This window comes from Nocardia sp. NPDC052254 (genome assembly GCF_040679495.1).
Taxonomy (GTDB): Bacteria; Actinomycetota; Actinomycetes; order Mycobacteriales; family Mycobacteriaceae; genus Nocardia.
Genome location: NZ_JBFAUW010000007.1, coordinates 212,020 through 235,569 on the forward strand (window position 1 = coordinate 212,020; position 23,550 = coordinate 235,569).

At 61.7% G+C, this 23,550-nt stretch carries 20 protein-coding genes; 10 read left to right on the forward strand and 10 right to left on the reverse strand.

Going from position 1 to position 23,550, the window contains the following annotated elements; genetic code table 11:
• Positions 1-708: 708 nt before the first annotated feature.
• The 3 genes from AB0L57_RS19805 to AB0L57_RS19815 all read right to left on the reverse strand — a co-directional run bounded on the left by AB0L57_RS19805 (position 709) and on the right by AB0L57_RS19815 (position 1,958).
• Positions 709-981, reverse strand: a complete 273-nt coding sequence (locus tag AB0L57_RS19805; protein ID WP_364963983.1) for a creatininase family protein — start codon at positions 979-981, stop codon at positions 709-711.
• A gap of 11 nt (positions 982-992) precedes the next feature.
• Positions 993-1,229: a hypothetical protein gene (locus tag AB0L57_RS19810; RefSeq protein ID WP_364963985.1), complete on the reverse strand. Its 237-nt coding sequence runs from the start codon at positions 1,227-1,229 to the stop codon at positions 993-995.
• Between the two features lie 150 nt (positions 1,230-1,379).
• The gene (locus tag AB0L57_RS19815; RefSeq protein ID WP_364963988.1) at positions 1,380-1,958 is read right to left on the reverse strand and encodes a hypothetical protein; all 579 of its coding nucleotides are present in this window, start codon (positions 1,956-1,958) and stop codon (positions 1,380-1,382) included.
• A 302-nt stretch (positions 1,959-2,260) separates the two neighbouring features.
• Between AB0L57_RS19815 and AB0L57_RS19820 the strand changes: the two genes are divergently transcribed.
• Entirely contained in the window at positions 2,261-3,037 is a 777-nt protein-coding gene (locus tag AB0L57_RS19820; protein ID WP_364963991.1) for a hypothetical protein, read from the forward strand.
• On the opposite strand, the gene AB0L57_RS19825 is transcribed toward AB0L57_RS19820, so the two are convergent.
• The 3 genes from AB0L57_RS19825 to AB0L57_RS19835 all read right to left on the reverse strand — a co-directional run bounded on the left by AB0L57_RS19825 (position 3,003) and on the right by AB0L57_RS19835 (position 6,356).
• A complete protein-coding gene (locus AB0L57_RS19825) occupies positions 3,003-4,385 on the reverse strand; it encodes a hypothetical protein (protein WP_364963994.1) in 1,383 nt (460 codons plus the stop codon). The two genes, AB0L57_RS19820 and AB0L57_RS19825, sit on opposite strands and share 35 nt — an antisense overlap.
• On the reverse strand, positions 4,382-5,209 hold the full coding sequence (locus tag AB0L57_RS19830; protein ID WP_364963996.1) for a serine/threonine-protein kinase: 828 nt from the start codon (positions 5,207-5,209) through the stop codon (positions 4,382-4,384). Before AB0L57_RS19830 ends, AB0L57_RS19825 begins: the two co-directional genes overlap by 4 nt.
• Positions 5,210-5,330: 121 nt before the next feature.
• Positions 5,331-6,356 (reverse strand): site-specific integrase, encoded by a 1,026-nt coding sequence (locus AB0L57_RS19835; protein WP_364963998.1) that lies wholly within the window; start codon positions 6,354-6,356, stop codon positions 5,331-5,333.
• Positions 6,357-7,184: 828 nt separating this feature from the next.
• Here AB0L57_RS19835 and AB0L57_RS19840 point away from each other — a divergent pair.
• The gene (locus AB0L57_RS19840) at positions 7,185-9,254 is read left to right on the forward strand and encodes a GNAT family N-acetyltransferase (RefSeq protein WP_364964000.1); all 2,070 of its coding nucleotides are present in this window, start codon (positions 7,185-7,187) and stop codon (positions 9,252-9,254) included.
• 61 nt (positions 9,255-9,315) lie between these two features.
• Complete coding sequence (locus tag AB0L57_RS19845) at positions 9,316-9,789, forward strand: hypothetical protein (protein WP_364964003.1); 474 nt, start codon at positions 9,316-9,318, stop codon at positions 9,787-9,789.
• Positions 9,790-10,026: 237 nt separating this feature from the next.
• Here the strand turns inward: AB0L57_RS19845 and AB0L57_RS19850 are convergent, their stop codons facing one another.
• Both AB0L57_RS19850 and AB0L57_RS19855 read right to left on the reverse strand, forming a co-directional pair.
• The gene (locus AB0L57_RS19850) at positions 10,027-11,190 is read right to left on the reverse strand and encodes a hypothetical protein (protein WP_364964006.1); all 1,164 of its coding nucleotides are present in this window, start codon (positions 11,188-11,190) and stop codon (positions 10,027-10,029) included.
• Positions 11,171-12,289 carry a hypothetical protein gene (locus tag AB0L57_RS19855; protein WP_364964009.1) on the reverse strand — a complete coding sequence of 373 codons (1,119 nt, stop codon included), beginning with the start codon at positions 12,287-12,289 and terminating at the stop codon, positions 11,171-11,173. The genes AB0L57_RS19850 and AB0L57_RS19855 overlap by 20 nt, the downstream gene beginning before the upstream one ends.
• A gap of 145 nt (positions 12,290-12,434) precedes the next feature.
• Between AB0L57_RS19855 and AB0L57_RS19860 the strand changes: the two genes are divergently transcribed.
• The 5 genes from AB0L57_RS19860 (at position 12,435) to argS (ending at position 18,422) form a co-directional block, all read left to right on the forward strand.
• On the forward strand, positions 12,435-13,118 hold the full coding sequence (locus tag AB0L57_RS19860; protein ID WP_364964012.1) for a hypothetical protein: 684 nt from the start codon (positions 12,435-12,437) through the stop codon (positions 13,116-13,118).
• 328 nt (positions 13,119-13,446) lie between these two features.
• On the forward strand, positions 13,447-14,970 hold the full coding sequence (locus tag AB0L57_RS19865) for a pyridoxal-dependent decarboxylase (RefSeq protein ID WP_364964015.1): 1,524 nt from the start codon (positions 13,447-13,449) through the stop codon (positions 14,968-14,970).
• Complete coding sequence (locus tag AB0L57_RS19870; RefSeq protein WP_364964018.1) at positions 14,963-15,880, forward strand: class I SAM-dependent methyltransferase; 918 nt, start codon at positions 14,963-14,965, stop codon at positions 15,878-15,880. The genes AB0L57_RS19865 and AB0L57_RS19870 overlap by 8 nt, the downstream gene beginning before the upstream one ends.
• A complete protein-coding gene (locus tag AB0L57_RS19875; protein ID WP_364964020.1) occupies positions 15,877-16,584 on the forward strand; it encodes a nucleotidyltransferase domain-containing protein in 708 nt (235 codons plus the stop codon). The genes AB0L57_RS19870 and AB0L57_RS19875 overlap by 4 nt, the downstream gene beginning before the upstream one ends.
• Positions 16,585-16,655: 71 nt before the next feature.
• Entirely contained in the window at positions 16,656-18,422 is a 1,767-nt protein-coding gene (gene argS, locus AB0L57_RS19880; protein WP_364964023.1) for an arginine--tRNA ligase, read from the forward strand.
• A gap of 346 nt (positions 18,423-18,768) precedes the next feature.
• Here the strand turns inward: argS and AB0L57_RS19885 are convergent, their stop codons facing one another.
• Positions 18,769-20,955, reverse strand: a complete 2,187-nt coding sequence (locus AB0L57_RS19885) for a hypothetical protein (RefSeq protein ID WP_364964026.1) — start codon at positions 20,953-20,955, stop codon at positions 18,769-18,771.
• Between the two features lie 746 nt (positions 20,956-21,701).
• Between AB0L57_RS19885 and AB0L57_RS19890 the strand changes: the two genes are divergently transcribed.
• A complete protein-coding gene (locus tag AB0L57_RS19890; RefSeq protein WP_364964028.1) occupies positions 21,702-21,971 on the forward strand; it encodes a hypothetical protein in 270 nt (89 codons plus the stop codon).
• Positions 21,972-22,317: 346 nt separating this feature from the next.
• Here the strand turns inward: AB0L57_RS19890 and AB0L57_RS19895 are convergent, their stop codons facing one another.
• Positions 22,318-23,187, reverse strand: coding sequence for a hypothetical protein (locus AB0L57_RS19895; RefSeq protein WP_364964031.1), 870 nt, complete (start codon positions 23,185-23,187; stop codon positions 22,318-22,320).
• 98 nt (positions 23,188-23,285) lie between these two features.
• Here AB0L57_RS19895 and AB0L57_RS19900 point away from each other — a divergent pair, with 98 nt between their 5' ends.
• Positions 23,286-23,540, forward strand: coding sequence for a transposase (locus AB0L57_RS19900; RefSeq protein WP_364964034.1), 255 nt, complete (start codon positions 23,286-23,288; stop codon positions 23,538-23,540).
• The last annotated feature ends 10 nt before the right edge of the window (positions 23,541-23,550 follow it).

The window sequence follows — 23,550 nt, forward strand, 5'->3', positions numbered from 1 at the left end:
GTTCGATTGCGATGCGGCCCGGAAACGGCGTTACCGGCCTCGGCTGCCTGCTCGGAGCGGAGCGGTTCAACGGACCGCGGAGTAGCTGCTCGGGCGACCCGTGCGGGTGATCATGGAGGCGGGGTCGTTTACATACCTCGGGCATTCGAGGTATGTCGAGGCCGGAAGTCGATGCCAGCATACCCGAAGATTCGACCAGTTCGGAAGCCGCCCTCGAGCTCGCCCCAGGGGTTCGAGTGAGGCTCGAACTCCCTGGCACGCACGTCCGGCAAATGTGCCGGGGGTCTGTGTGCGAGGAGTGTTCGAGACACGCTCTTCCGGCAGATTTGCCTTGAATGAGTGTTCGAGCGGTGCGCGAGGGGGGATTACATCGCCCCGCAGCGACACGGCTGGGCCGGTCGGGTGTATGAGCGCATCTGTTGATGCTGCTTCCAACGGGTTTGGACAGTAGCAGATTTCGTGTGGATATGTAGTGGAGGTGTCGGCTCAGAGCCGCCTGAGGCCAACCAGTGTGCGAGGGTCTGGGACAGGGCGTTTGGCCGACACCAGGCTATCCGGTGGACGCCGCAGGCGGGACCGGGCTGTTGTCGCGGGTTCGCGCCCTCGGCGGGGCACTGTGAACATGGAAACGGGCGTGACCTGCGGTTTCTGTTGGGCAGCTGGTGATTGAAGCCGACTATCAGTTGTGAAGAGGGCGGAACCTAACCTTCACCCCGTAGGCGTCGGCCAGGCGTTGGATGATGGTGCAGGCGATACGGTGTCGGTCATCAGCGGTAGGTGCTCGCCGTGCTGTTCGAAACTGCCGATGGGCAGCACGGCTACTGTGGATCCGCGGCGGGCCTCGTCGGTCGGGGCGGCTGTGGTGCTCAAGTTCACGTGTTTCTCCTTTCTCTCGGGCAGTCGTAAGGCCCGGCGTAGTTCGTGCTCGAGTTTTGCGGGCGTCGCCAAAATATCTTTGGCTAGTGAGCTTTTCAGCGACACGACGCAATTGGCTAGAGGTGCGACTGGAGTATGTGTCGGTCAGGATCGTCATGGCACGGCGGGCGACTTGGGGCGCATTGTCGTTTTTCGGTGTCGTGCAGTGTGCCGGAGGTGATTTCGCAGCCGGTTGTTGGTGCCACGTCAGAGAGGTCGCGGCGCGCGATGTAATCGCGGCCGTTGTGCCCGCCGGGGGCGTCGTTGTCGTCGGCCCATACCTGTCCGAACTTCTCGCGGCTGTAGCTGGTCATCGGAGCACGCTCCTTGATCGGAAGCGTCGCCTGCAGATCGGTCGACTCTGTTGCGGTCACCAGGCCCGGCGTGCTGTCGCATTCGGCAACACAGATGCACCGTCTCACAACACGGCCACGGCCAGTCCTGCGCGGCCGATTCCGTCGCCGTTACTCGCCGGCCCGTTCCCGCGTGCCCTCGATCACCGCGTTCACACAGCGCTGCAGCACTATCATGTCGAGAGTAAAAACCTGATCTAGATCGACTTCCCCCGGGTTATCGACCGTCGTGAACACCATGATCTCTGCCCAGAACCGCTTGATGGCCTTCAGGATCTCCACTGCCTCGACGAACAGATCGGTGTCTAGCCGCTCGTCCGGATCGACGATGTACTTGATGAGTTCGTGGGTGACCGCGTGCCGATGGGCGTAGATGTCGTCCAACCGGTCCGCCTGCGCCAAGGTGATGGCTTCGGACTCGACCAGCCAGAGCAGCGAGGCCCGAAACTTGTTCTTCGGTGCCCGATCCAGCACCTCGCGCCGGTAGGCATCCTCGTTGACGACGCTGCGGCCGGAGTCATCGCAGCCGACGCTGTAGAATTCTCGAACCTCGTCAAGCACAACCAGTTTCAGCCGCTCATGGAGCATCTGGAGCAGGCTAGCGAACATCAAGGCGAACCGGATGCTCTTTGGCTGCAGCTTGGCTTCGACTGCCCTCTCGTATCCCTCCGGATCGTCTGTATATCCCACTGCATCAGTGTGCCGAAGCTGGCAGTGATCGGCATCAGAATTTTGGGGGCGGCCATTGCCGCCGAAGGCCATGGATCAGCTACGGCAGATCATCGCCGCCGGGCGGATTCGGAGAAGCCATGACCGGTTCCGAGTCCGTGCCTCATCGAGATGGGACGGGCGGCCCAACGGGACGGTTCAGTGATGCACGAAGGCTTGTCGAGACTGTGGCCTGTGGCCCGACCGCGCGGACGAACGGCCTGTAAAGTCGGCACTCTCCGGGGAGGTTCCCCTTCAGAGGCGGTGTGTCTAGAGTGGCTGGTGTGACGGCGGCGGCGTGCGCATCTGGTACCGGGTTCCGCGCTGAAGCTGACATGCTCGACTACCTGGCGAGATCGCCTCTGTTCGCCCACAGAATGAATCCGCTGTTTGAGATCCCCTGTACGGCTGGTGTGCCTGACATTGTCTTCATCCAGTTCGACGAGAAGGGGCTCGCCGAACGGGCGCCTCGGACGGCACTGACGGACCTAACTGAGCTCCGCGTCATGATGGCGGTCGCGGGTGGTCGAGGTAGAGCACTCCGGCCGTGGGTTGCCGACGATGTGGCTTCGCACGTGCATCTGACTTCGACGTACCTACGACGGTCGGTGCTACCGCGCCTCGTCGCTGGCGGGCATCTGGAGAGGGTCGGCAAGCAGTGGATGCCGATGTACCGGTACCGGTCACTTGCAAAGCGGATCGTAACCGTCGAGGCCAAGTTGCGTGATTGGCGCGGAGCTATTGCTCAGGCTTCCCGACACAGGGGTGTGGCGGATGCGGCGTGGGTTGCGATCGATGAAGCAGCGGCCCGCGCAGCACTGGGAAATCAGCACTGGTTCACAACATACGGAATCGGTTTGGCGACGGTGTCTTTGGACGGGGTGGTGCGTGCTGTCATCGATCCCCGCTCGCGTCGGTGCGTTAACGCTGAGCGCGAACTCTTGGCCGAGCGTGCGGCAGGGCTGCACTTGGCCGGCCGAGTGTCTGGCGACATTCACCCGGTCTTTGGGCAGACGCTGCTGGCGACTACAGGAGTGGATCCCAGGCTTGCAGGTGTCTAGGGATGTTTTGTCCTGACAGGAGAGCGCTGTTGGCGGCCGTTTGGGCTGCGTGGACGCGTCGTCGAACCTTGGATATCGGAGATCTACCTGACATCACGTCAGCAGCGAGACGTCCAAGCCAATGCAGCTGGTGCAACTTCGCGCCTCGTTGTGTCCATGCTCCCTCATGCAGTGTCGGACAGTATGGGCAGTCGCACAGAACGTAGGTGGGGTCTTCACTCAGTACGTCGTGCACGCTTCGTTCGACTGCATGAAGTAGCGCTGGTTCGAAGTAGCGCTCGACCTCTTGAATATTCCCCCCTCTTGGCTGTGCTTTCTCCTCTCTGAAAGCATGGCTGGATCCATATGGACCGGCACCAAATCCCGTGGCGCCGAGCCCGAGCAGCAGCCACCCCGTCAGTCCTGTTTGCGGTAGCAGCAGGGTGCGCTCCTCGTCGGCAGCGAAGCACGCGAGCTTTCGGTATCCCTCAAGAAGGTCTGGGTCGATTGGCTGCTGGAAGGGGGATAGGCCCGCTGGTAGTTGCACGCGAACATATAGAAGATCGAAGTGGGAAAACTCCATAAGTTGATCAAGGAGGAGGTTCCGTGCAGTCGGCCGTGTCAACCACTGTGACGGCAGAGTGAGGTTCAGGGCGAGCCGCTCATTCCCAGACAACGAGGCCAAGGCCGCGGTTGCCTCAGTGAAAACGACATCGAGCGCCGATTGGCCTTCGGAAGGGTCCAACGCTCGACCGGACGACAGCAGGAGATTGGCCCCGGCCTCGCGTTGTGCATCCAGGACCTCGGTGACAGACGGCGGCGGGTCGGCGAGGTATGGCGCGTAGCCCTTCTGCCGTTCCGATATCGGCTTCACGCGAACGATGGCGGGATCGAGTAAATAGCACGCAGGGTCGGCGATCTTGACCGCAGCTGCCGCGCACTCGTCGAACCATTTCGCGTGGGCGGTGGGCTTCGCCTGCGGCAACCGCACCGAAACACCTAAGCTTGTGTCGCTTGCTGTTTCAGCCAGGATCGATGCGAGTAGGCGGGGGATGTCATCGATATTCTGGTGTGGCCGGTGGACGATCATGAGCGCGTGGCTGCCGTCGAGGGCCTCGTCTCGCGTGGGGAGCTTGCCAGCGCTTGTTGTTGGTACGCCAGCCAATGCGGATGACGAGGGCACGATCGTCCGGCCTGCGCCCGGACCTCTCAGGACCAATGAACCGTCACCAGCCGGAAGAGCGGTGATGACGCGCGGCCTCTGTTCATCGATGATGTCATCCGCCAGAGGAGGATCTTCATCGGTGTCTAGCGCATCCAGGTCCTCAGACTCATCCCAGTCAAATAGGCCGTCGAATTGATCGGTCACGCGGCGTCTCCCAACAGTCTGAGGTTGCTGGCGGCGCTTCCGCGTTCGTTCTGGATCGGCTGGACCATACGATCTAGAACCGTCTTCAGGGAGGCGTGCACCGAGTCCGGTAGCTGTTTGGGACCTGCCGCGATTGCGCTGGTGACTTCATCCAGCGAGGTGATCGACCGCCAGTCCTCGATGAAAGGATGCTCGCCGGTAATCGCATAGCGAACCGTCACACCGACAGAGAACACATCGGATTGCTTGCGGCCAGGTTTGTGCTCGAGCTGTTCGGGAGATGCCCACAGCCAAGTACCCAGCATCGCTGGGTACACGGTTTGGGTCTCTTCCGTCATCGCCTTCGCGAGCCCGAGATCAAGGATGACCGGCTCGGCCCAGCTGCCGCCTCTCAGTGCGATGTTCTCTGGCTTGATGTCGCGGTGCACAGTGCCTTCAGCGCAATGCAGGTCGCTGAGGCCAGTGAGTAGGCCGCGTAGCAGCGCCGCGGCTTCTTCGTTGGACGGCCGGATCTCCGAGGAGACCTTCTGGTCCAGGTCGCCACCGGGAACGTACTCGAACGTCAGTGCCGGACGATTCATCCCACCCAAGTGCACTGCCCCAGCATCGTAGAGCTTCACCACGTGTGGGCTGTCGACGCGGGACAACCCGCCCACCTCGCGAGCGACTCGATCCGCAGGGTACTTGTCGTCGCAGATGATCTTGACGGCCCGGTCCCCAACCCTCCACGTGTCACCGAACGCGCCTCCGCCCAGAAACTCGACAGTAGCTACACCCAGGGCGGGAGCAACTTCCTCCGCCTGAAAACGCGGCGATTTCGCCATTTCCCCTCATCTGCACGAAGACAACCCATCCGAGTACCACGCAAGGATACAGAGCAGGCAGGTTTACATGCGTGATGATTGGGTATGGGATCGGCTCGCCTGAACCACGCTCGAGCAACCCTCAACTTTCAGACGTCTGTCCACATGAGACGAGGGGGTGTGGTTCGCCGGTCAATGCTGATAGAGCCGAAGCAGTTTCGGCAAGTGTTGCGCGCACGTAGGTCATTGTTGTGCCGACGTTGCCGGGTTGTGCCGAGTGGCCGGCGTAGGCGCGGGCGATCGCGTATCCGTAGTTGCGTTCGACCCACGTGAGGGTGGTGTGGCGCAGCCAGTGTGCGGTGATCTGCTGTGTGCGCACCCACGGGAGGTATCGCCCGATGCGGTTCCAGAGGTGGTCGTAACGTCGGCCGGTGATCGGTCTGCCGTTGCGGTAGCACAGGAGTTGGTCTTCGGGATTGGTGCCTCGGTCAGCGTGGGCGATCAGCGCGGCGGCGAGGGTTGGGGAGATGGGTTGCCAGCGGTCGGATTGGCCTTTTTCGCGCAGCCACAGCAGACAGTGGTCTGGGTCGATGTCTTTGGGACGCAGGGCGAGTGCGCCGCCGCGGCGGCAGGCTGTTTCGATGTGCAGTCGTAGGATGAGGGCGTCGAGTTCGGGGTCGTTGCCGGTGGTTTCGGCGATCTGGATGATTTGTGACAGTTGCTGGTCGGTGAGGGCGCCGCGAGGGCTCGGTGCCCGTCGCGGTTTAGCCAATGTTGTTGCTGGATTTTCAGTTGGGATGAGGTAGCCGTCGTCGTGGGCGTGGCGGTACAGGCAGCGGATGGCGGCGACCATGTGCTCGGCGGCAGAGCGTCCGCCTCGGGAGTTGCGTCGCACGATCGCGTTCTTTCTGGCGGTTTCGACCAGCTGTTTGAGTTCCAAGGCGGTCGGTTCGTCGAGCTGACGATCGTGCCAGAGGGTTTCGATGCGCCTCCAATAACTCGCGTAAGCCCGCGATGTTCCGGCGGGTACAGCGGCGCGGAGTTGCGGAATGTAGTCGCCGAAGGTCGGCATGGTTGTCGGCGCTGCGACGCCGTTGACGAGGTCCTCCGGACGGACGCCCAGGCGTTGCAGCACGATTCGAGCAGCCTCAACATCGGCTTCCTTCATCGCTGCGCTCGATTGCGCTCCGCGGATGGGAACAGCAATGCTTGGAGCTTCATCAATGGGTAGATCCTGAGGAGGGCGGGGGTGAGCGCGGCCGCGAGCACCGTGTCGCCGGACCGAATGCCGGACGCGTGTCGCAATGATGCCGGCAGGTGCAGGTGGAGGTAACGATCGATTTGAACGCCGACTTCTCCATCACCTGCAGGTCGAATCTCTATGCAATCATCATTTAGCTGTGTCGAAAGCCGCTGCCCCGGTGCCCATTCCAGATGGCGAACGGGGCCTGCAATGGCCAGTCTGCCGCCGGGGCTGACTTTCGACACTGCGATATGCGGCCCCAGCCGATGACCGAGGGGTAATCGCCTCAGGGAGGGGAGAGGTAATCCTCGAGCCCGGCGGGTCGCATTATCCGTCTGGGCCGCCGAGATGTCGAGACCGGTCAGACGGTGCCCGTCGTCGGAACTTGCAGTATGCGCCACAATGAGCCTCGATTCAAATTTGAGTGATCGAGTCCTCGCGTGCGCCAGTTCTACTCAAGCGTGACATTTTTGCGTTGGTAATGAAAGTGGTATGTCGAATCTTGATTAGACAGGCCTTACGGGCGGAAGACCAATCGTGGTAAGTAGGTATTGGCCACCTCGACTTACGCGAGACTTCTCATCGTTCCCCAGCACTTACGGTCGATCGAGGCGCCTACCGACGAAATACGCGAACGCTGCGTCCGCTCTTGCGACACCTACGAACGAAGCAAATCGATGCTGGTTCGAAATTGGTTGCGGCAGAGTCGGATCCCATGCTTGGCGGCGAGATAGCCGGTAGAATCGACGTCTTATGGGGACGCTCAGGATCAGCGAGGTGGGGCCCGGGGATCCGGCCGTCGACGAGATCATCAAGTTGAGCAAACGGTACAGCCGCACGTTGGGGATGATGCCTGCCGGAGCGTTTCAGGATGCCATACACTGGGGCGGTTTGATCGACGCACGGATCGACGGTGTGCTCGTGGGATATGCCCTCTTCCGGCTGCCCCGCAACAATCAGGTCATGTTGTCGCACCTGTGCGTAGTCTCGCAGGTCCGCAAGTCGGGCGTGGCCCGCGCACTGGTAGCCGAGATCCAGGACAAGCACTCGTCGCAGCTGGGCATACTCGCCAAGTGTCGAGACGACTACGAGCTCAACCCCATGTGGGAGAAGTTGGGTTTCCGGGCCCGCAGTCGCACTGTCGGCCGCGGTAAAGACCGGAGCCCGATGACCGTATGGTGGCTGGACCACGGCCATGCGGACCTTTTCAGCTTTCTCACTGAACCCGAGCTCTTGGTCGGCGAGCCTGACCTGCTGGAAGCGGCGCTCGACCTGAATATCCTCATGGATTTGCACATCCGGGCAGATTCCGCGAATGCGAAACGATCCCAGGTACTGGTCGCTGACCACTTGGTAGGTCGACTCCGCTTGGTCGTCACGAATGCTGTCGACCGCGAATTGGCTCGCCGTCCTGAGACGCAACGAGCCTCGATGGAGGCGGCGGCGAACCACTACCCACGACGAACTGCTAGCGCCAGCCGAGCTGAGGAGCTATTCGCACAGCTCATTCACGTATCGACTACACGACACAAGCAGCTGTCTGCTCAGGACGAAGGGGATCTGTGGCAAATTGCGGAGGCTGTGGCCGCAGGAGTCGGCGTTCTGCTGACATGGGATAACAACCTGCGTAGGCGGTTCAGAGAGCTGCAGAAGGCTGTGCAGGCCCTGGCCTCCTTCCATGTCCTGGACCCGGACCACGTTGTCACCCACCTGGACCAACTTGCACAAGCGTCGGCCTACCAGCCTGCGCGGCTGCAAAACAGCGCATACGACCAAATTCGAGCTGGCGCAGACGATGAGCACCGTCTGCTCGAATTCATCGGCAAAACATCCGGCGAAACACGCGGCGAACTGCGCGATCTACTGCGAACGCTCGCTCGAGAACAAGTGCCGCGGTGGCTGGTCCACACGGTCGACGAACCTGCCATCGCCTGTTATGCCGCCTGCCTTGATGGGCAGATCCTTCGCGTACCGCTGATACGGACGATTGGTCACCAGCTGTCCGATACTATCGCCCGCCAACTTCTTTGGTTGTTACGTCGACTTGCCCAGGAGCAAGGTGCCCGTGTCATCGAAGTCTCCGATCGACACGTTGGTGGCGTCCTCACGCGCGCGTTGGCGACAGATTCCTTCCATCATCACGGTGATGACTGGTACGCCTGGGTCGTTCCTATGTGCGGGACAAGTCAGGACATAGGTGAGGCTGCCAATGAGACTCGTCGACTCGTCGGCGCGGGGCCGGGACCGCTACTGCGGCCTGGACTTCCGGCCCGTGCGGCTGCCGAGATCGAGCGATCCCTCTGGCCGGCCAAGCTCATTGACACCGCTCTGCCGTACTATGTCATTCCGATCCAGTCCCGGTGGAGCGGTGACCTTCTCGGCTATCCGATCCAGCTCACGACTCGCCCCGTCGAACTGTCGCTGGGCCGTGAACAGGTGTACTACCGAACCCACGATGCCAAGCTGACTGCCCCCGCGCGGGTGGTGTGGCGCGTCAGTCAAACTCGCTACACCTCCGCGGCGATTGTCGGCACGTCTTTGCTAGACCTTATCGACGTTGGGAGCCCGGCGCGGCTTCATGCCGCTCTCGGGCATTACGGAGTGCTCGACTTGCCAGACTTGGAGGAATTCGCAGCTGGCAGACCGACTCTGCAGGCCCTCCGCTTCTCCGATACCGAGTTGTTCGACAGGCCAATTTCCAACCGAACATATGACCGACTCCGCGAGCAGCATGGAGGGCCGAAGACGTTCTATGGCCCTCAGCGCATCAATCCACAACTCTTCGCCGCCCTATATCAGGCTGGAACCGAACACCTCCAGTAACATCCAAAGGCCACGTATCGAATGTGTGTTCGATGCACCGTCCATGGATAAGGTTCGAGCCATGACTGCGACACCAGCACCCGAAGGCGAACTTCTGGCGGAGCCACGCCCCCTCCTGTTGTCGCTTCGCCCCAGGTTTGCGCAGGCGATTCTCGATGGCACGAAGACGGTCGAGTTGCGGCGGACCCGCGTATCGGCAGTCCCCGGTACGCTGCTCGTTCTTTACGCCAGCTCCCCGATGATGGCCGTCGTAGGTGTCGCCACGCTGAAGGATCGGGACACCGCCAGCCCGGCGACGATCTGGCGCCGATACCGCGACAGCGTGGGCCTGTCGCGACGCGAGTTTTCCGACTATTTCGCTGGCGCCGAACAAGCCACAGCACTTTCGATCGCCGCTCCCCGAGCTCTGCCAGAACCGCTGACGCTCAATTGGTTGCGCACTCACGCTAGCTTCCGGCCACCCCAGAGCTACCGATACATCGCCCCTACGGATCCTGCACCGCTCGCAAACCTTGCTGCGGCATGGACAAATTGAGCGAACGCACAACCTGAACCTGGAAGTCGGAAAATACCAAGCGGAGGTCGTCGACCTCGTTACATGTTGGCTTACAACAGATTTGGTGTCACTGCGCAGTGGCAGTTCGCGAAGTTGTCGAACCGAATGTCGGTATTCCAGTCAACACGCACGATTTCGAGTGGTCTGCCTTCTGGTCCGTCGTGCAGTTACAGTCGCGCTGGCGAGCCTGAATCAAAATGGGCCGATTGCCCGTGATCACTCGGCCCCGATGGTCGGGCCCTCAGGCCAATACGTCATTAGTTCGTCGGGGGTGTGCGGTGCCTGGTAGACGGCGTGGAGGACTTGCTCTGCTGGCGCGCCGGGGGTGTCAGCAAGGCGAACGAACCAGTCTATTCCGGCGGAGTATGACCACATGTATGACCGCAACAGGGTGTTTGCGCCGCGGTCGGTGAGCAAGTCCGCGATCTGGGAATCAGTCCAGTACGGCACGCTGCGTCGGGCACGTTCGGCGAGGTCGAGGATGGGCTCTCCGGCTGCGAGCGCGAGGTGCAACTGGCCGCGAATGAGTTGGTGGTAATGGTCCAATCGCACTCGGGCGGTGAGGTCGTGGTCGTCGGGGGTGACGAACAATGGCATCGCCTGGGCGAGCCCTTCGAACAGGACTTGGTTCGGGGAGTGCACCGAGCATAGGCGGATCCACGGCACGTCTTCTTGGGCGCATCGTGCGGAGATGCTTGCGAATTGCAGTGCGTGGCCGAGTACTTCGTGGAGTGCGAATTGGCGGGCTACGACCTCGGTGAAGCGGGCGTTTCGGAGGTTGATTCGCAGTCGGGGTTTCTGGCCGGCGCCGTCGAGCCAGTAGCTCCAGTAGGCATCGACGTCGACGGATTCGATGGTGAGGTCGTAGTCCGCGGTCGACCCTGTTGCCGTGCGGACGCTCGGTTCGAGGTCGGCCGCGGCTTCGCGGATCGCGTCCGCACTGTCCGAGACATCGAGTGGGCCTTCGGCTTCCATCAAGTCGGCCAGGGTCTTGGGACCCCAGTCGATGCCGAGTGCGGCCAAGCAGTGTTGTGCTCGCTCGAGATGTTGCTGGACGTATTCACCCGACCATCCCTGGGGCTGGCATCCCTGAGTGCGGAGAACGTATCGATCGAGCGAGTCATGCTCACCGAGCAGTGCGGCGCAGTAGGCGATGTCTGCGTCGATTCTGGTAGCGAGGGCGGTGTCGCCGGTCGCTGCGGCTTCAGCCTTGATTTCCGACAGCCGTTGCAGGGCTTCGAGCCTGTTGTCGACTGCCGGGACGTCCGAGGTTGTGGGCGAGCAGTCGTAGTCGATGACGGGGTGCGCGCCTCGTTCGATCTCATATCGGTTCCAGGCGCGTAGAACGTGCTCGGCGGCGTCACGCAGTTGCCTGGTCACGATTGGTCTCCCAACGTAGCGTCACCGATTCGTTCGGTCGCAGATAGTCTCTGGTCAGCGTGACCACGATGTCGTCGCCGTCGTAATCCCACAGTAGGTCCTCGGTCGCGCTGTTGATCAGACCGTTCGGTTGTACTTGCTCGCCGGTGCAGGTGACGAGCCGGTGCCCGCCTGCCTGGCGCATCACAATCGTGAAGCGCCGGGTGAATCGGAGGATGTCTTGCCGCCAGTAGAAGGCGTCGATGAACTGGCCACCAGTGCACGTGTAGCTGATCACCCCGGTCTCGCCGGGTTGGATCGCAGGCGAAACCTGGCAGGAGAACTTGGCCATCGTGGGGCCCGCATTGTGGGTGCGGTCGATGGAGATTTGGCGGTGATCTCGGCGGAGAGGTTCGATGCGCAGGCCGTTCGGTGCGGCGTGCTCGAACCATAGCTGGCGGGCGACGCGGGTCAGTGGCTCGCCGGACATATTGAACAGGTCGTGGGTATAGACCAGTCGGGAGCCGCCGTTGCCGTCGATGTGGATTTCAATTCGAACTTCCAACTCCACCACGTTGCCCACCAAGCCGGCCAGCTGGACCGTCTCCGTTGGGCTGAGTCGAAGAACCTGAGCGAGTGCTGCAAGCTTCTTACCGATCCGCCTTGCATCTGGAGGGAGATCAGCTGCGTCGAAATCGCCCACGGCATCGGGCAATTGCGGTGCGCCGGTGCCAACTGCCGCCGGTAGACGAGCGAGGCCCCAGCCCGTCACGCTGATGTCTCGCGACTGTAGGGCCGCTGAGACGGAATCGACAAGCTGTCCTCGGCCGAAACTATTGCGGGACAGCCGTTTCAAACGGTCGGCGACCAGCTCGGTCGAGGAGAAGAGATCCTCCGCTGTCCAACCCGGAAACATGCTTTCCAGGACGCGGCAGTGATGGCCTCGTGGAACGCTGTTGAGGGTTCCGGCGAGCCACTTGTAGTACTGGCCCTTTGTTGGCGGGGTCGCCGCGTTTCTGTCCAATCCCAGTGCTGTGGCGTGCCTTTTGTACTCCGCTGAGAAGGCGGAGTGTTCATGCAAGCGCTGGTCTTGGAGAAGGACCTTGAGGGCGATGGTCATGGTCGAACCGCCTGACCTCCTGCACCGAGGGTGTGTGCGATACCAGAGGGATCCTACCGAGAATGCGACCAAAAGAGACTCTATGAGCCGAAACAGCTCATGCGGTGGGACGAAAGGTGACTTGGGCTCGGGCGAAAGTGCCTGTATGGCAGCACAGCAGCAACCACGAGCAGTCGGATTGGTACGCGTTGACGTATCGGGACTGCGACTGCCGGAACATGCCGACAAAGTCCGCCGCCACGCCGAGAAAATGGGCTACGCCTACACCTCCACTGTGCGAGCGCCTGCGGAGATCATCGACCCAGTCGGTTACGCGCTCGGAATCGCGGCGGGCTCGAGCGCGGCCGCCCTGATCGTCTACGACCTCGAGACCGTCGATCACACACCGAGCCGGGTGTGCGAGATGCTCGACCTCGAGACGGTCAGTCCTCCCGCTACCTGGGCGGCTGTCGACTCGCGTACCGCGGGCCCGCCGCATTCGCACCCCGAACACCCGCTCACGGCCGAGTCGGCTCGTCGAATTATGCAGCAGCACATAGGTTGTCGTGCCTTCGACTGCCCGCGGAAAGTCACCGCCTACAGCTTCCTCGTTCGCGCAGGCAAGATTGTCCCGCCGGTGGACAGTCCGCGTGAACGAGCTGCCGCGCGTGGGTTGTCGTTCCGCCCACATCGCGAGGGCTCCGGTTCGCTGCCTGACGGCGTGAGTCCAGGTATCTTGCTCGACGTCTTGGACGGGCTCAACGACCTGGCACTTGATGCCGGCGCTTGGACCGCCACTGACCCGTCAGCTGGTAGCGCTGCGACGGGGAGTTCTAGCAGGCTGTCATGAGAGTCGCGGAATCTTCTGCAGCTGAGTGCGATTCGCCGATTCCGAGCGAACCGGATGTGTTACTTCGTGTCCGAATCGACCTTTTGTGCGGACAGGAACTGAGGTTCGTTGCCTGCGAGTCGGCGGCCCGCCGGTTCGCCGAGTACTGGGTTGCCTATCACCGGCCCGACACCGTCACGCTCGCACCGCCGGATCGTACGTGTCCGCGGCTCCCATGTGAGCGCCTCTGGGTACTGCCATAGCCGGCTCCACCGTTACCTCGCTTGCCAATAGATCCGAAACGCAAAGGGGCAGAATGCATCTCCATCACCGAATCAAAGAAAAAGCCATGCCGAGGAAGCCGAACGAGCCCGACCGATGGCGGGCCGCGGATACGGCCAGCGCCCCGCTGCATCGTGCCCTCGATCTCGGAATTCTGTTCAAGAGGCAGCCTGATGTTTTCGCAAGGCGGATGTCGACCGATGAGATTCGGGATCGTGTGGTCACCGAGTTGCCGACGGAGGGACTGACAGTCGAGCAGGCCTTGGATCGCTTTACTGTTGAGGTCCTGCCGCTGTGTAAGAACGAGGCGAGTCCTCGATTCCTCGGTTTCGGTGATACCGGTGATGATCCGGGAGCGTTGGTCGGTGGTGTGCTCGCGATGTTGACGCAGCAGAACCTGATCAATCAGAGTTTCGATTCGCCGAGCGCCACCTTCATCGAGATCGCGGTACTGCGGTGGTTGCGGGAGTTGATCGGGTACACCAATGCCGATGTCGCCGATGTGTCGTCGGTGTGGGACGTCGGTGGCGTGGTCACGCACGGCGGGACGACGAGCAATGCCGTCGCGATGTTGTTGGCACGCGAAGCGCGAGCACGGGAAACGATGGTGGGCGGTGTGACTGACGTCGAGAGGTTCGGTGTTGTAGTTCCTCGTGGCATCGGCCATTACAGCGTGAGGAGTGCGCTGGCCTGGATCGGCGTCGGGACGCGTGTGATCGAGGTGAAGACTCGCGGGTTTCGTTATGACCTGGACGATTTGGCGCGATCGTTGGATGAGCACCGGGGTCGGGTGATGGCTGTGGTCGCGTATGCCGGCGACAGCCGTACGCAGACTGTCGACCATTTGCGCGAGGTCCATGACGTGGTTCGCGCCGCCGATCCGGCGATCTGGCTGCATGCCGATGCATGTTGGGGTCTGGTCGCCACATTCAGCGACGCGCTGCGTCACCTGGTGGCGGGCATCGAGTTGTTCGACAGCGTGACAGTCGACCCACACAAGGTCATGGCGGTGCCATACGGGTTGAGCGCGTTACTGGTTCGGCGGCCGGACAGTTTGCGCATGGTCGCGAGTCACTCTGATCTGATCATGCAGGAGGACTTTGCCTTCGGGCAGGCTACGCCGTTCATCGGCACGAAGGACTGGTCGTCGTTGAAGCTGTGGATGATGATGGTGACCAACGGACGAACCGGACTCGCGGAAATCGCCGATCGGCGAATCGCGCTGGCACGTCGATTTTCAGAGTTGGTGGATGAGCGGCCGGGGTTGCGGCGCCTTCATGAACCTGAGCTTGCGGCAGTTGCCTTCGCTTGTCTTCCGTCCGGCGTTTCCGCCGATGGGTGTCTCACCTCCGCGGACCTGGAGGAGATCAACGTGCTGAACGCCCGTGTCCATCAGCGGATGCTCGAGGACGGGCGTTGGTATCTCCACCATTTCACCCTGCCCGATGACAACGGTGTGCTTCGCCGCGGAGAGATCGTGCATGCGCTGCGGTTCATGGCGAACAATCCGAGGCTGACCGAAAGTCACATGACCCAGGTCCTGGACTACGTGGCAGAGCTCTGCCGACAGGTGGAGGCCTGCGATGAGTGAACTCGGTCAGTTCCGGGCCGTGTACGAGTCCGCTGGTGTGTACGACAAGCTGTTGTTGCCGCACTACTTCGACGGCCGAGATGACGTAGCGCTGGTCACGGACCTGCTCGAGCGCACGATCGGCGCGCCCTGCCAGGCGCTGGACATTGTTGAATTCGGTTGCGGTACAGGGCGAATGATTTCCGCATTGGAGGCGTATGCCTCTCGGTTGGTGGTCTGTGATTACAGTGCGGCCATGATCGATGCCGTGGTCGACAACGTCGCGGTAGACGAAACGATGTGGGCGGATACTCGTGACGCGGTGGCGAAGTTGTTGCGTGAAGGTCGAGACGGGCGGTTCGATGTCGTCGCGGCGTTCTGGTCGTTGAGCTATCCGATAGGGGAGTTCTTCGAGCAGATGTCCGCGCACGCGATCACTCCTCGCGAGGACGTCGACCTGGCTCGTGAGCGAGCCAGGCATTTTGTCGGAGACATGGTGAAACTACTTGCACCGCAAGGACATTTCATAGCTCTGCACTTCGACGCCGCGACGCCCGAACAGCGGCTTGTCACTCGACTGTGGGAACGAGTCTCGCCATTTCCCGAGGGCGGGCGCAGTTATACGCTGAACCTCCTGCTCGACGGGCTACGTGCCGCCGAGGACCGTGGGGATGGCGTTCTGTCGCACACGCGCTGTGGTGGATCCGCCGTAGCACCCAGCCGGGAAGCGGCATTGCGATGGTTCCTGGCTGTGCATCTGAAGAGCTATCCGGCACTCGTCCGAGACCCGCAAGTCCGTGCGGAGATCGAGGAATTCATCGATCACTACGCGCTGTCTGACGGTTCGGTCGCCCTGCCGAGCGGGGCTCACGTCATCCATTTCCGGCGCAGCGGTCACCCCGTCTGCCACATCCCGCGGCGGCAGCCATGAGCATTCTCGCCGCAGTGGAACAGGCCTGCCGCATCCGCCGCGACTACGTCGGCCGCCAGGGATATGGGCTGGTCTACGGCTCGCACGCCACCGGGACCGGCACGGCGACATCGGACCTGGATCTCGTCCTGATCGGTCCTCAACGACTTCCGGCGACACGAATGAGCCGGCTCATCGCAGAGGTCTGCGCCCTCCACGATCGATTCGGGCTCAACCTGGATACCGAAGTCGCCTACGAGACGAAGCTGTTCGCCACCTTCGACGACGTCCACAACGCCATCGCACTGCGATGCTTCGACTACGAGGACGGAACAATCCGTGCAGTTCCAGTCGTGGCTGAACCCGCATTTCTGAACTCCCCTCGATTTGGAGCGCGCCTGCTGCTCAACGCCCTCACCAGTCCGCACATCTTTCTTGGTGGCAACACCACTCGGTATCGCATGCACCTGCAGGAAGCAGAAGCAGCGCTGGCACGGCTCGCGTTGGCAATGACTCCGGATGCGGTCGTGAGCATGTCAGATATCAGCCGCGCCGTCGTCTGTTGTGCGAGCGCGGCTGGAAAGGACTTCCTGGGATACGACGACGGCGCGCACTTGCGGTCGACACTCGCGCGCGGGTTGAGCGAACTGATGGCCGAAGGATCCATCAGCGACATCGACGGCACACACATCTGCAAACCGACGGATCGACCGCAACAGAGCTGACAGGTCGACGGGCCTGCTGCTTGCCGGCCTGGGATACTGGCTCATCCCTACTATTCAGGAGGATTTTTCCCGTGGCCCAAACCGGGGTTCTGCCGTTGATCGACCTTGTCGCTGATGCCGTGTCTCGTGCGGTCAGTGTGGTCCGACCCGACGTGGCAGGGGCCGACCCGGTTGTCCGACGATCCGCGCACGCCGATTTCCAGTCCAATGTCGCTCTTGCTCTGGCCAAGCGGGTGAAGGCCAAGCCGATCGAACTCGGGGCCGACCTCGCGTCGAGTCTGGAATTGACTGGGGTGCCGGTGGTTTCGGTGGATGTGTCCGGGCCGGGTTTTCTGAATATCGGAGTGTCGGACACGGCAGTCTGGGAACAGGTGGCGGCACGGCTGGCCGATGATCGCCTCGGAGTCGCTGCGTCGGAGGGTGGATGCCGGACGGTGGTCGACTACTCGGCGCCCAACATCGCGAAGGAGATGCACGTCGGGCATCTGCGGACGACGATCATCGGTGACAGCCTGGCCCGCGTGCTGGGATTTCTGGGTGCGGATGTGGTTCGCCAGAATCACTTGGGGGATTGGGGAACTCAGTTTGGGATGCTGATCCAGTACTTGGATGAGCATCCGGATGCTCGCTGGCGCCATGAAGACCTCGCTGAGCAGGACGGTTCGTCGGTGTCTGCGTTGGATGCGTTGTACAAGGCGGCGCGTAAGGAGTTCGATGTCGACTCGGCGTTCGCGGATAGGTCGCGGGCACGGGTGGTGGCGTTGCAGGCCGGTGATGCGGCGACACTCGCACGGTGGCGCGAGATCGTGTCGGAGTCGGAGCGGGCGTTCGCTGATATCTACGCCCGGCTCGGGGTGCTGCTGACAGCCGAGGATTCGGTGGGGGAATCGTTCTACAACTCGATGCTGGTGGACACGATCGACGAGTTGGTCGGCAAGGGGATCGCGGTCGAGAGCGACGGTGCGCTGGTCGTGTTCTCCGAGGAAGTGAACGGTCCAGACGGCCGGCCGGTGCCACTGATGGTACGTAAGCGAGACGGTGGATATGGTTACGACACAACCGATCTCGCCACGATCCGCTATCGAATCACCGAGTTGGGTGCGCAACGGCTGCTGTATGTCACCGATTCGAGGCAGGCCCTGCACTTCCAGCTGATCTTCGAAACCGCACGGCGCGCGGGCTGGCTCACCGATGAGATCGATGCCGAGCACATCGCCTACGGCACGGTCCTCGGTCCCGACGGTAAGCCATTCAAGACCCGCGCCGGTGGCACCGTTCGATTGATGGACCTGCTCGACGATGCTTTCGCGAAGGCTCGTGCCGTGGTGGCCGAGAAGGACCCTGATCTGGACTCGGCGGAGCTGGACAAGATCGCCGAACAGGCGGGGATCGGTGCGGTGAAGTATGCCGATCTGTCGACCTCGCGGGTCAAGGACTACACCTTCGACCTCGACCGCATGATCGCGTTCAACGGAAACACCTCGGTGTATCTCCAATACGCCCACACTCGGATCCGTTCGATCCTGCGCAAGGCGGGCGAACCGGTACCGCTCGTCGATGTCGACCTGGTGCTGGAACCGGCCGAACGCGCACTCGCCCTGGAACTCGACGCCTACAGCTCGACCGTCCGCGAGGTCGCCGAAACTCTCGAACCACACCGATTGTGCGGATATCTGTACGAGCTGGCGCGCGACTTCACCACGTTCTACGACAACTGCCCGGTCCTCAGTGCGGACGAACCTGTGCGGGGCAACCGGCTGGCGTTGTGTCGGCTCACAGCGGCCACACTGTCCCATGGGCTCGGATTGCTGGGAATCGCCGCGCCCGAGCGGATGTAGACGCTAATCGAAGAGAACTCGGCCGCCGCGACGTGGTCTACCGCGTCCGCGGCGCCGGCTTCACCGTCGGGCCAGAAGCATCACACAGCGGCGGAACGTAGATCTGGCCTGCGGGCCACGCCACGCCGTAATGCTCTAGAGGCTGCGGCACGAAGAGGTAGGCAGGTCATGGTGACCTGCACGGCTGGGATGCACAAAACCTCCGGTCGGTGATCGAGTCGATTAGCGCTGGCCAACTGTGCAGCCTGACGGTCAGACGGAGCCGCGAGTTCGTCTCGGTTTCGTCGGTCACGACGGCGTCGGATTGCGGATCCCTGCAGATCTGCGGGGATCCGCAATCACTCTGTTAGTCCTCGGTCAGCTCATCGTCGTAGTCGTTGTCGGTCTCGCTCGAGTGGTGGTCGTCTTCCTCCGGAGGTTCGTGAACGGTAATCTGTGAACTGATCTTCTGTGCCCGAGTTGATATTTCAGACCAGTCGCCCCAAGTGCCGAGCACCGACCCGCCCCCGGCAAGTCCGAGCAGACTGGACAGGGTGTCGTCGACGATTTCCAAGTCGGTCCTCAGTTTTTGCCTGAGGGTTTTGGCCTGGGCTTCTGGGCTCTGCGGCATCGTGTAGCCCTCTTGGCTCTCCACACCAGCCTCAGCGACGGCTTGGGCAGCACGTACGGGGTCAGAAATGCGCACGACTTCGAACTGGGTCAGCGGTCGGGGCTGCCCGGCGGCATCGAGGAGAACTTGGCTCGGGTCCGCAGGATCGACCGATGGCACCGTATAGATGTCGGCAGGGAGGTTGCCCTGATCCCGAAAGTCCCTTTCGCTGAAGGAGTTTACTGCTGGCTGGTCGGACCGGAACATTTTGGCAGCGTAGGCGAGCTGATAGAGGCCGACGACGTTGTCCGGTGCACTCAACTTCGCGATGATGTCGTTGGGCTCGGCGCGGAACGGGACTGTGCCGGAGTGCAGAGCACTGCCGATGTTGCTGGCGAGCAGCCGGTCGGCAACCAGGGCGACACCACCGGCTACCTGGAGGGTTCGTCGAGCATTTGCGTCGCCGTCCAGTGACCGTGGTACCAGGGAGAGGAAATCATCCGTCGGCACTGGCTCCCAATCGGTCCCGAACAGGGTGAATGGGATCGGACCACCGCTGCTCCATGCGCGCCGAGCTGGCTGGAGGCTACGGCCCTTGGTGGATCGCCATGGAATGTCGACCAACGGCCCGAGATAGCCGGCGAACCGCTTGTTGTGGATCTTGGTCATTCCGAGCAACGACCGGAGCTGGTTCTTGAGTGCCTCGTATGCTTTGGGCTGAGAAACAGTGCTGATCAAATAGATTGCGCGCCAGAGGGCGGTGTTGGGGATGGTGTTGTCGCCGAACACTCGACTTGTGTACTCCGGGCCAAGCACCCCTGTCGCGAGCTTGACTACGTCCTGTTCGAGATGACCGGTGTGCTGGGCGCGTACTAGCGCTCTCTCACCGACGTCGATGGCCTGCGCGGCGGTGTCCCAGCTACGGAACTCCGTGTGGATGGAGCCGACGACCGCTCTGATCGCCTCAGCGAATACCTCATCCGCTGGCAGCATCGCTGTCGGTGTCGCCTTGACTTCGACATAGATCTGCGCCGGAAGCGTGAACGTCTGCCCAATCCGTACCGCTTCCTCGGTCGGGGATCCGGTCGCGACCCCAGCAGTGAAGCGGGCCCGCAGCTCGTTGGCTACCCGTTCGCGACCGCGAGCGTGATCCTGCGAGGCATCGGGCGCCTTGCCGGCCCTCGGGGGTGCTGTGGCGAGCAGATCGCTGATCATTCGGGCAGCAATTTCGTCCGGAGTAGCATTATCGCCCAAGCGGGCTGCGATCGCACAGACGAGCCGAGTCAAGCCATCTCGCACGGCCAAGACCTGGAACGGTTGGGAACCGTCCTCGAATTCCAGCCGCACGGCATGCGCCAGGACTGGCCTGCCGACGCGTCTCGCTAGGATCGATGGCGCGTAGTCGTTCCCAGTCCGGCGTGTGTGAACGATCGTCTGGTGCATGTAGTCAGCGAGGTGTTGCACGTCCTTGAACGTGAGCGCCAGCTCGGCCAGCGGGTTACCGGCACTGTCGAGAGTGCCGCGCACCTTCGGCCGAGACACGGTCAGCGACTCGGCTTCGGTCCGAGGTTGCAGCAATGGCCACAATTCCGTTGTCCACACATGTCCGGGAACCTGGCTGAGAGTCGCCTTCTCGACCGTCTCGGTAACCAGCAGGCCATTCTTGATCAACGGCGCCGCCGCTTCCGGCCGCACCAGCGCCCGCGCCATCGCGTGCTGACCATCTTCGTCGAGCAATCCCACGGCTTCCGCCGCGCGAACGAAAGTACTGCGGTCCTTCGCAGTAGTCGGAATCGGCAGTGTGCTGTGGAAATTCACTACTTCCAATGGCTCTCCGCCGACATCGAGCGAGACCGTCTCCACGGCACCGGGAACCATGTCCTGCTTAGGCGGATTTGACTCGTGCTGCGAGTCGCCGGAGTCGGAGAAAATGGGTGTCGCCATGATGGCTCCAAACCTGCTTGCCACGAGGTCATTCCGGCTAAGTCCGGAAGCCCTGCCCGCTCATCGGCGGCACGCGGGGGCATTGCATCGTCCGCGCTGCGTCTCGTCACCATTGATGCACAGCACGCGGTGACCGGCAGGGCATCACAGCATTAACTGCTTTGCCCGGCCGTCTCCCCGGCCCTCTTGAGGGCCACTCGGACGGTTCCCAGTGTGCAGTGCCCGCAGTTGACGGGCGCGACATCCCTAAGATAAGAACACTCGCAGTTGATGTCAAGCGAAAGTGCCTTGGACCCAACAGGTCCGGTGATGGCGTATCCCGGCACTGGTGGCCGAGCCAGGAGACTGGGCGGGTAGGTAGGACGCGATGACTTCGCGCAGAGGTGTTGCGGGGCCGACCTATGTGGTTACTGGTTCGGCTTCCGGAATCGGTGCGGCGACTGCGTCGGTGCTTTGCGAGCGCGGTCGTGCTGAGGTGATCGGCTGCGATCTTGACAATGCCGAGGTCCACGCCAATTTGCCTACGCCGAACGGGCGACGGTCCCTCGTCAACCAGGAGATTAGTTCCGTCCGATCGATGCGGTACTGGCGATCATGGGCGGCGGGAAAACCCTTCTGCTGGAGCCGAGTTACTGTGGTGCGGTAGCGACGTTGCAAGGGCTGCGTCCGTTGCTGGCGCGCAGGGCCGCTCCTCAGGCGGTGGGTGCGTCCTCGACGTCGTTGCTGGCGCCGCTGACGGTCGAATCATGGAGGCTCACCTCGACTGCAACGAGACGGCCGCTGTGAGATATCTGGCCGCCGATCCGGCCGTGGGTTGCCCGGAGGGTGGCTACGGGATTGCCAAGCGGGCGTTGAATCGCCGGGTGTGTGGGGTCGCCCCGACCACCGAGTGGGCCAGCGCCGGGATCGCCCTCAATGTCGTCGCCTCCGGCGTTGTCGATACGTCAGCGTTCGAGTGGATCTTCGCCGACTGCGGCTCGGCAGCGGCTGCACCCCGGGACCATCACTGGCGGTAGCGCAACATCCAGGCTCAGTCTCGATCTCGACCACCGAACGTCGAAGGGCCATCCCGGCCTTTCCGAGGTAGACGAATAGTCTTCTCGCGAGCCTTGATGTGCGGCAATTGGCATTTGTCCCATTCCAGTGTTGGAAACCTGGTCGGGTAGCGTTTGGATCGGCGCTTGTGGTTCTGGTGGCAGCGCCGCCTGTGCTCTGCCTGGGCGAGTGTTACCGCAGGTCATGTGTAGGCATCGGAACTCAGCCCTCGCTGCTTAGTCTGCAATCAGATGCGTTCAGCGATAGCCGTGGGTAGGTCGACGCCTGTCTTCCTGTTACTATGTGGTTTCGTGAATTGTTGGATACCTAAGAAGCAATCACAACGCTTATTTTGAAATCATCGTAGTCGGAGTTTAAATCGTTTTCAAATCCGGTAGGATTTGTAATTTTGCGCAACGGATCGTAGATTAAGATAAAGAGCGAATCTACATGCGGATGGGCGCGGAAATACACTATGTCGTCAGCCAGTTCGCTACGAAGTTTGTTCCTGGTCAGGCCCGGTCGGATCATCTTCGTTTCTATTGCAACCCGTTCCTGTTTGAGTAAGAAGTCGAGTCGTGACGACGCGCCAGCCATTTTAGGGGTAGGCTCCTCGGGTTCGACTTCCTCGAAGTGTAATACGAGAAGCGCATGTAGGATATGCTGCACGTCGTACTCATCGTCTACGCTAATGCCGGTCCGCCCCCTGTGGCCCGTGGTCAGGAGTGCGAAGGTGACTGGAAGCTTCCTGGACGCACCTTCTAGAAAATCCAATGCCGTCGCAGATGATGAGTTTGAACCAATTCGGGCAAGTGTCTCGCTGAGATAATTAACCTGCTGCCGGAAAGGGGAGGTGAATTTTTCTTTCACCGGGCACATCCAAAAGGTGAAGTTAAGGCCCGATGCGGTTTGGTCGGGATTATAGAAAGGGTTCGGCTCGCGTGACTTTTCGAGAAATGATTTTATTTTATATGTCCACGTGCCACCTTCGTATTCTGCACGGAACCGATCCCGTAGGTCGTCGGAAACAAGGCTCAAGGCGGTGCTGTACCAACTCCTGTATTCCGTCGATAACGTCCTGGCAGCTGCTAAACCGGCAGCCTCGTCGGCGCACTGAATCTTGTCTGCTAATGCCTCAAGGTTCGCTGCCTCGTCGATCAGTGCCTGAAGCCTGGTTGCCAGGTTTCGCGTTGCCATGAACAGCAGGATACGAGTCGCCTCTGACAACACCAGCGACAGCGGTACCCGCATCAAACCGGTAGGCCCGGAGCAGAATTCATCCGCCAGATCGCCCCATGTCTGTCACCCATACCAAGCTGACTGCGTCCGGGCGACTTCCCGTTCGGTTGCGGATCATTGACGGCATCGGCCCGGTACTGGCAGCTCGGCTGGTCGGCCGCACCGGCCTTGCGACACGGTTCTCGACAGCGGCCGCGTATGCGACCTACAACGGCACCGCGCCAGTCGAGATCTCCAGCGCGGACCACCGAGTGCATCGAATGAGCCGCTCATCGGACCACAATGCACCCACACACGGTGCCGCTGATTGATGACGTGGGT

Excerpts from the sequence above, each read along its gene's own strand:
- AB0L57_RS19845 (WP_364964003.1), top strand. The coding sequence starts at position 9,316 with ATGACTGCGACACCAGCACCCGAAGGCGAACTTCTGGCGGAGCCACGC.
- AB0L57_RS19875 (WP_364964020.1), top strand. The coding sequence starts at position 15,877 with ATGAGCATTCTCGCCGCAGTGGAACAGGCCTGCCGCATCCGCCGCGAC.
- AB0L57_RS19865 (WP_364964015.1), top strand. The coding sequence starts at position 13,447 with ATGCCGAGGAAGCCGAACGAGCCCGACCGATGGCGGGCCGCGGATACG.
- AB0L57_RS19870 (WP_364964018.1), top strand. The coding sequence starts at position 14,963 with ATGAGTGAACTCGGTCAGTTCCGGGCCGTGTACGAGTCCGCTGGTGTG.
- AB0L57_RS19835 (WP_364963998.1), bottom strand. The coding sequence starts at position 6,356 with ATGAAGGAAGCCGATGTTGAGGCTGCTCGAATCGTGCTGCAACGCCTG.
- AB0L57_RS19860 (WP_364964012.1), top strand. The coding sequence starts at position 12,435 with ATGGCAGCACAGCAGCAACCACGAGCAGTCGGATTGGTACGCGTTGAC.
- AB0L57_RS19885 (WP_364964026.1), bottom strand. The coding sequence starts at position 20,955 with ATGGCGACACCCATTTTCTCCGACTCCGGCGACTCGCAGCACGAGTCA.
- AB0L57_RS19810 (WP_364963985.1), bottom strand. The coding sequence starts at position 1,229 with ATGACCAGCTACAGCCGCGAGAAGTTCGGACAGGTATGGGCCGACGAC.
- AB0L57_RS19855 (WP_364964009.1), bottom strand. The coding sequence starts at position 12,289 with ATGACCATCGCCCTCAAGGTCCTTCTCCAAGACCAGCGCTTGCATGAA.
- AB0L57_RS19890 (WP_364964028.1), top strand. The coding sequence starts at position 21,702 with ATGGAGGCTCACCTCGACTGCAACGAGACGGCCGCTGTGAGATATCTG.
- AB0L57_RS19840 (WP_364964000.1), top strand. The coding sequence starts at position 7,185 with ATGGGGACGCTCAGGATCAGCGAGGTGGGGCCCGGGGATCCGGCCGTC.
- AB0L57_RS19830 (WP_364963996.1), bottom strand. The coding sequence starts at position 5,209 with ATGGCGAAATCGCCGCGTTTTCAGGCGGAGGAAGTTGCTCCCGCCCTG.
- AB0L57_RS19895 (WP_364964031.1), bottom strand. The coding sequence starts at position 23,187 with ATGGCAACGCGAAACCTGGCAACCAGGCTTCAGGCACTGATCGACGAG.
- AB0L57_RS19900 (WP_364964034.1), top strand. The coding sequence starts at position 23,286 with ATGTCTGTCACCCATACCAAGCTGACTGCGTCCGGGCGACTTCCCGTT.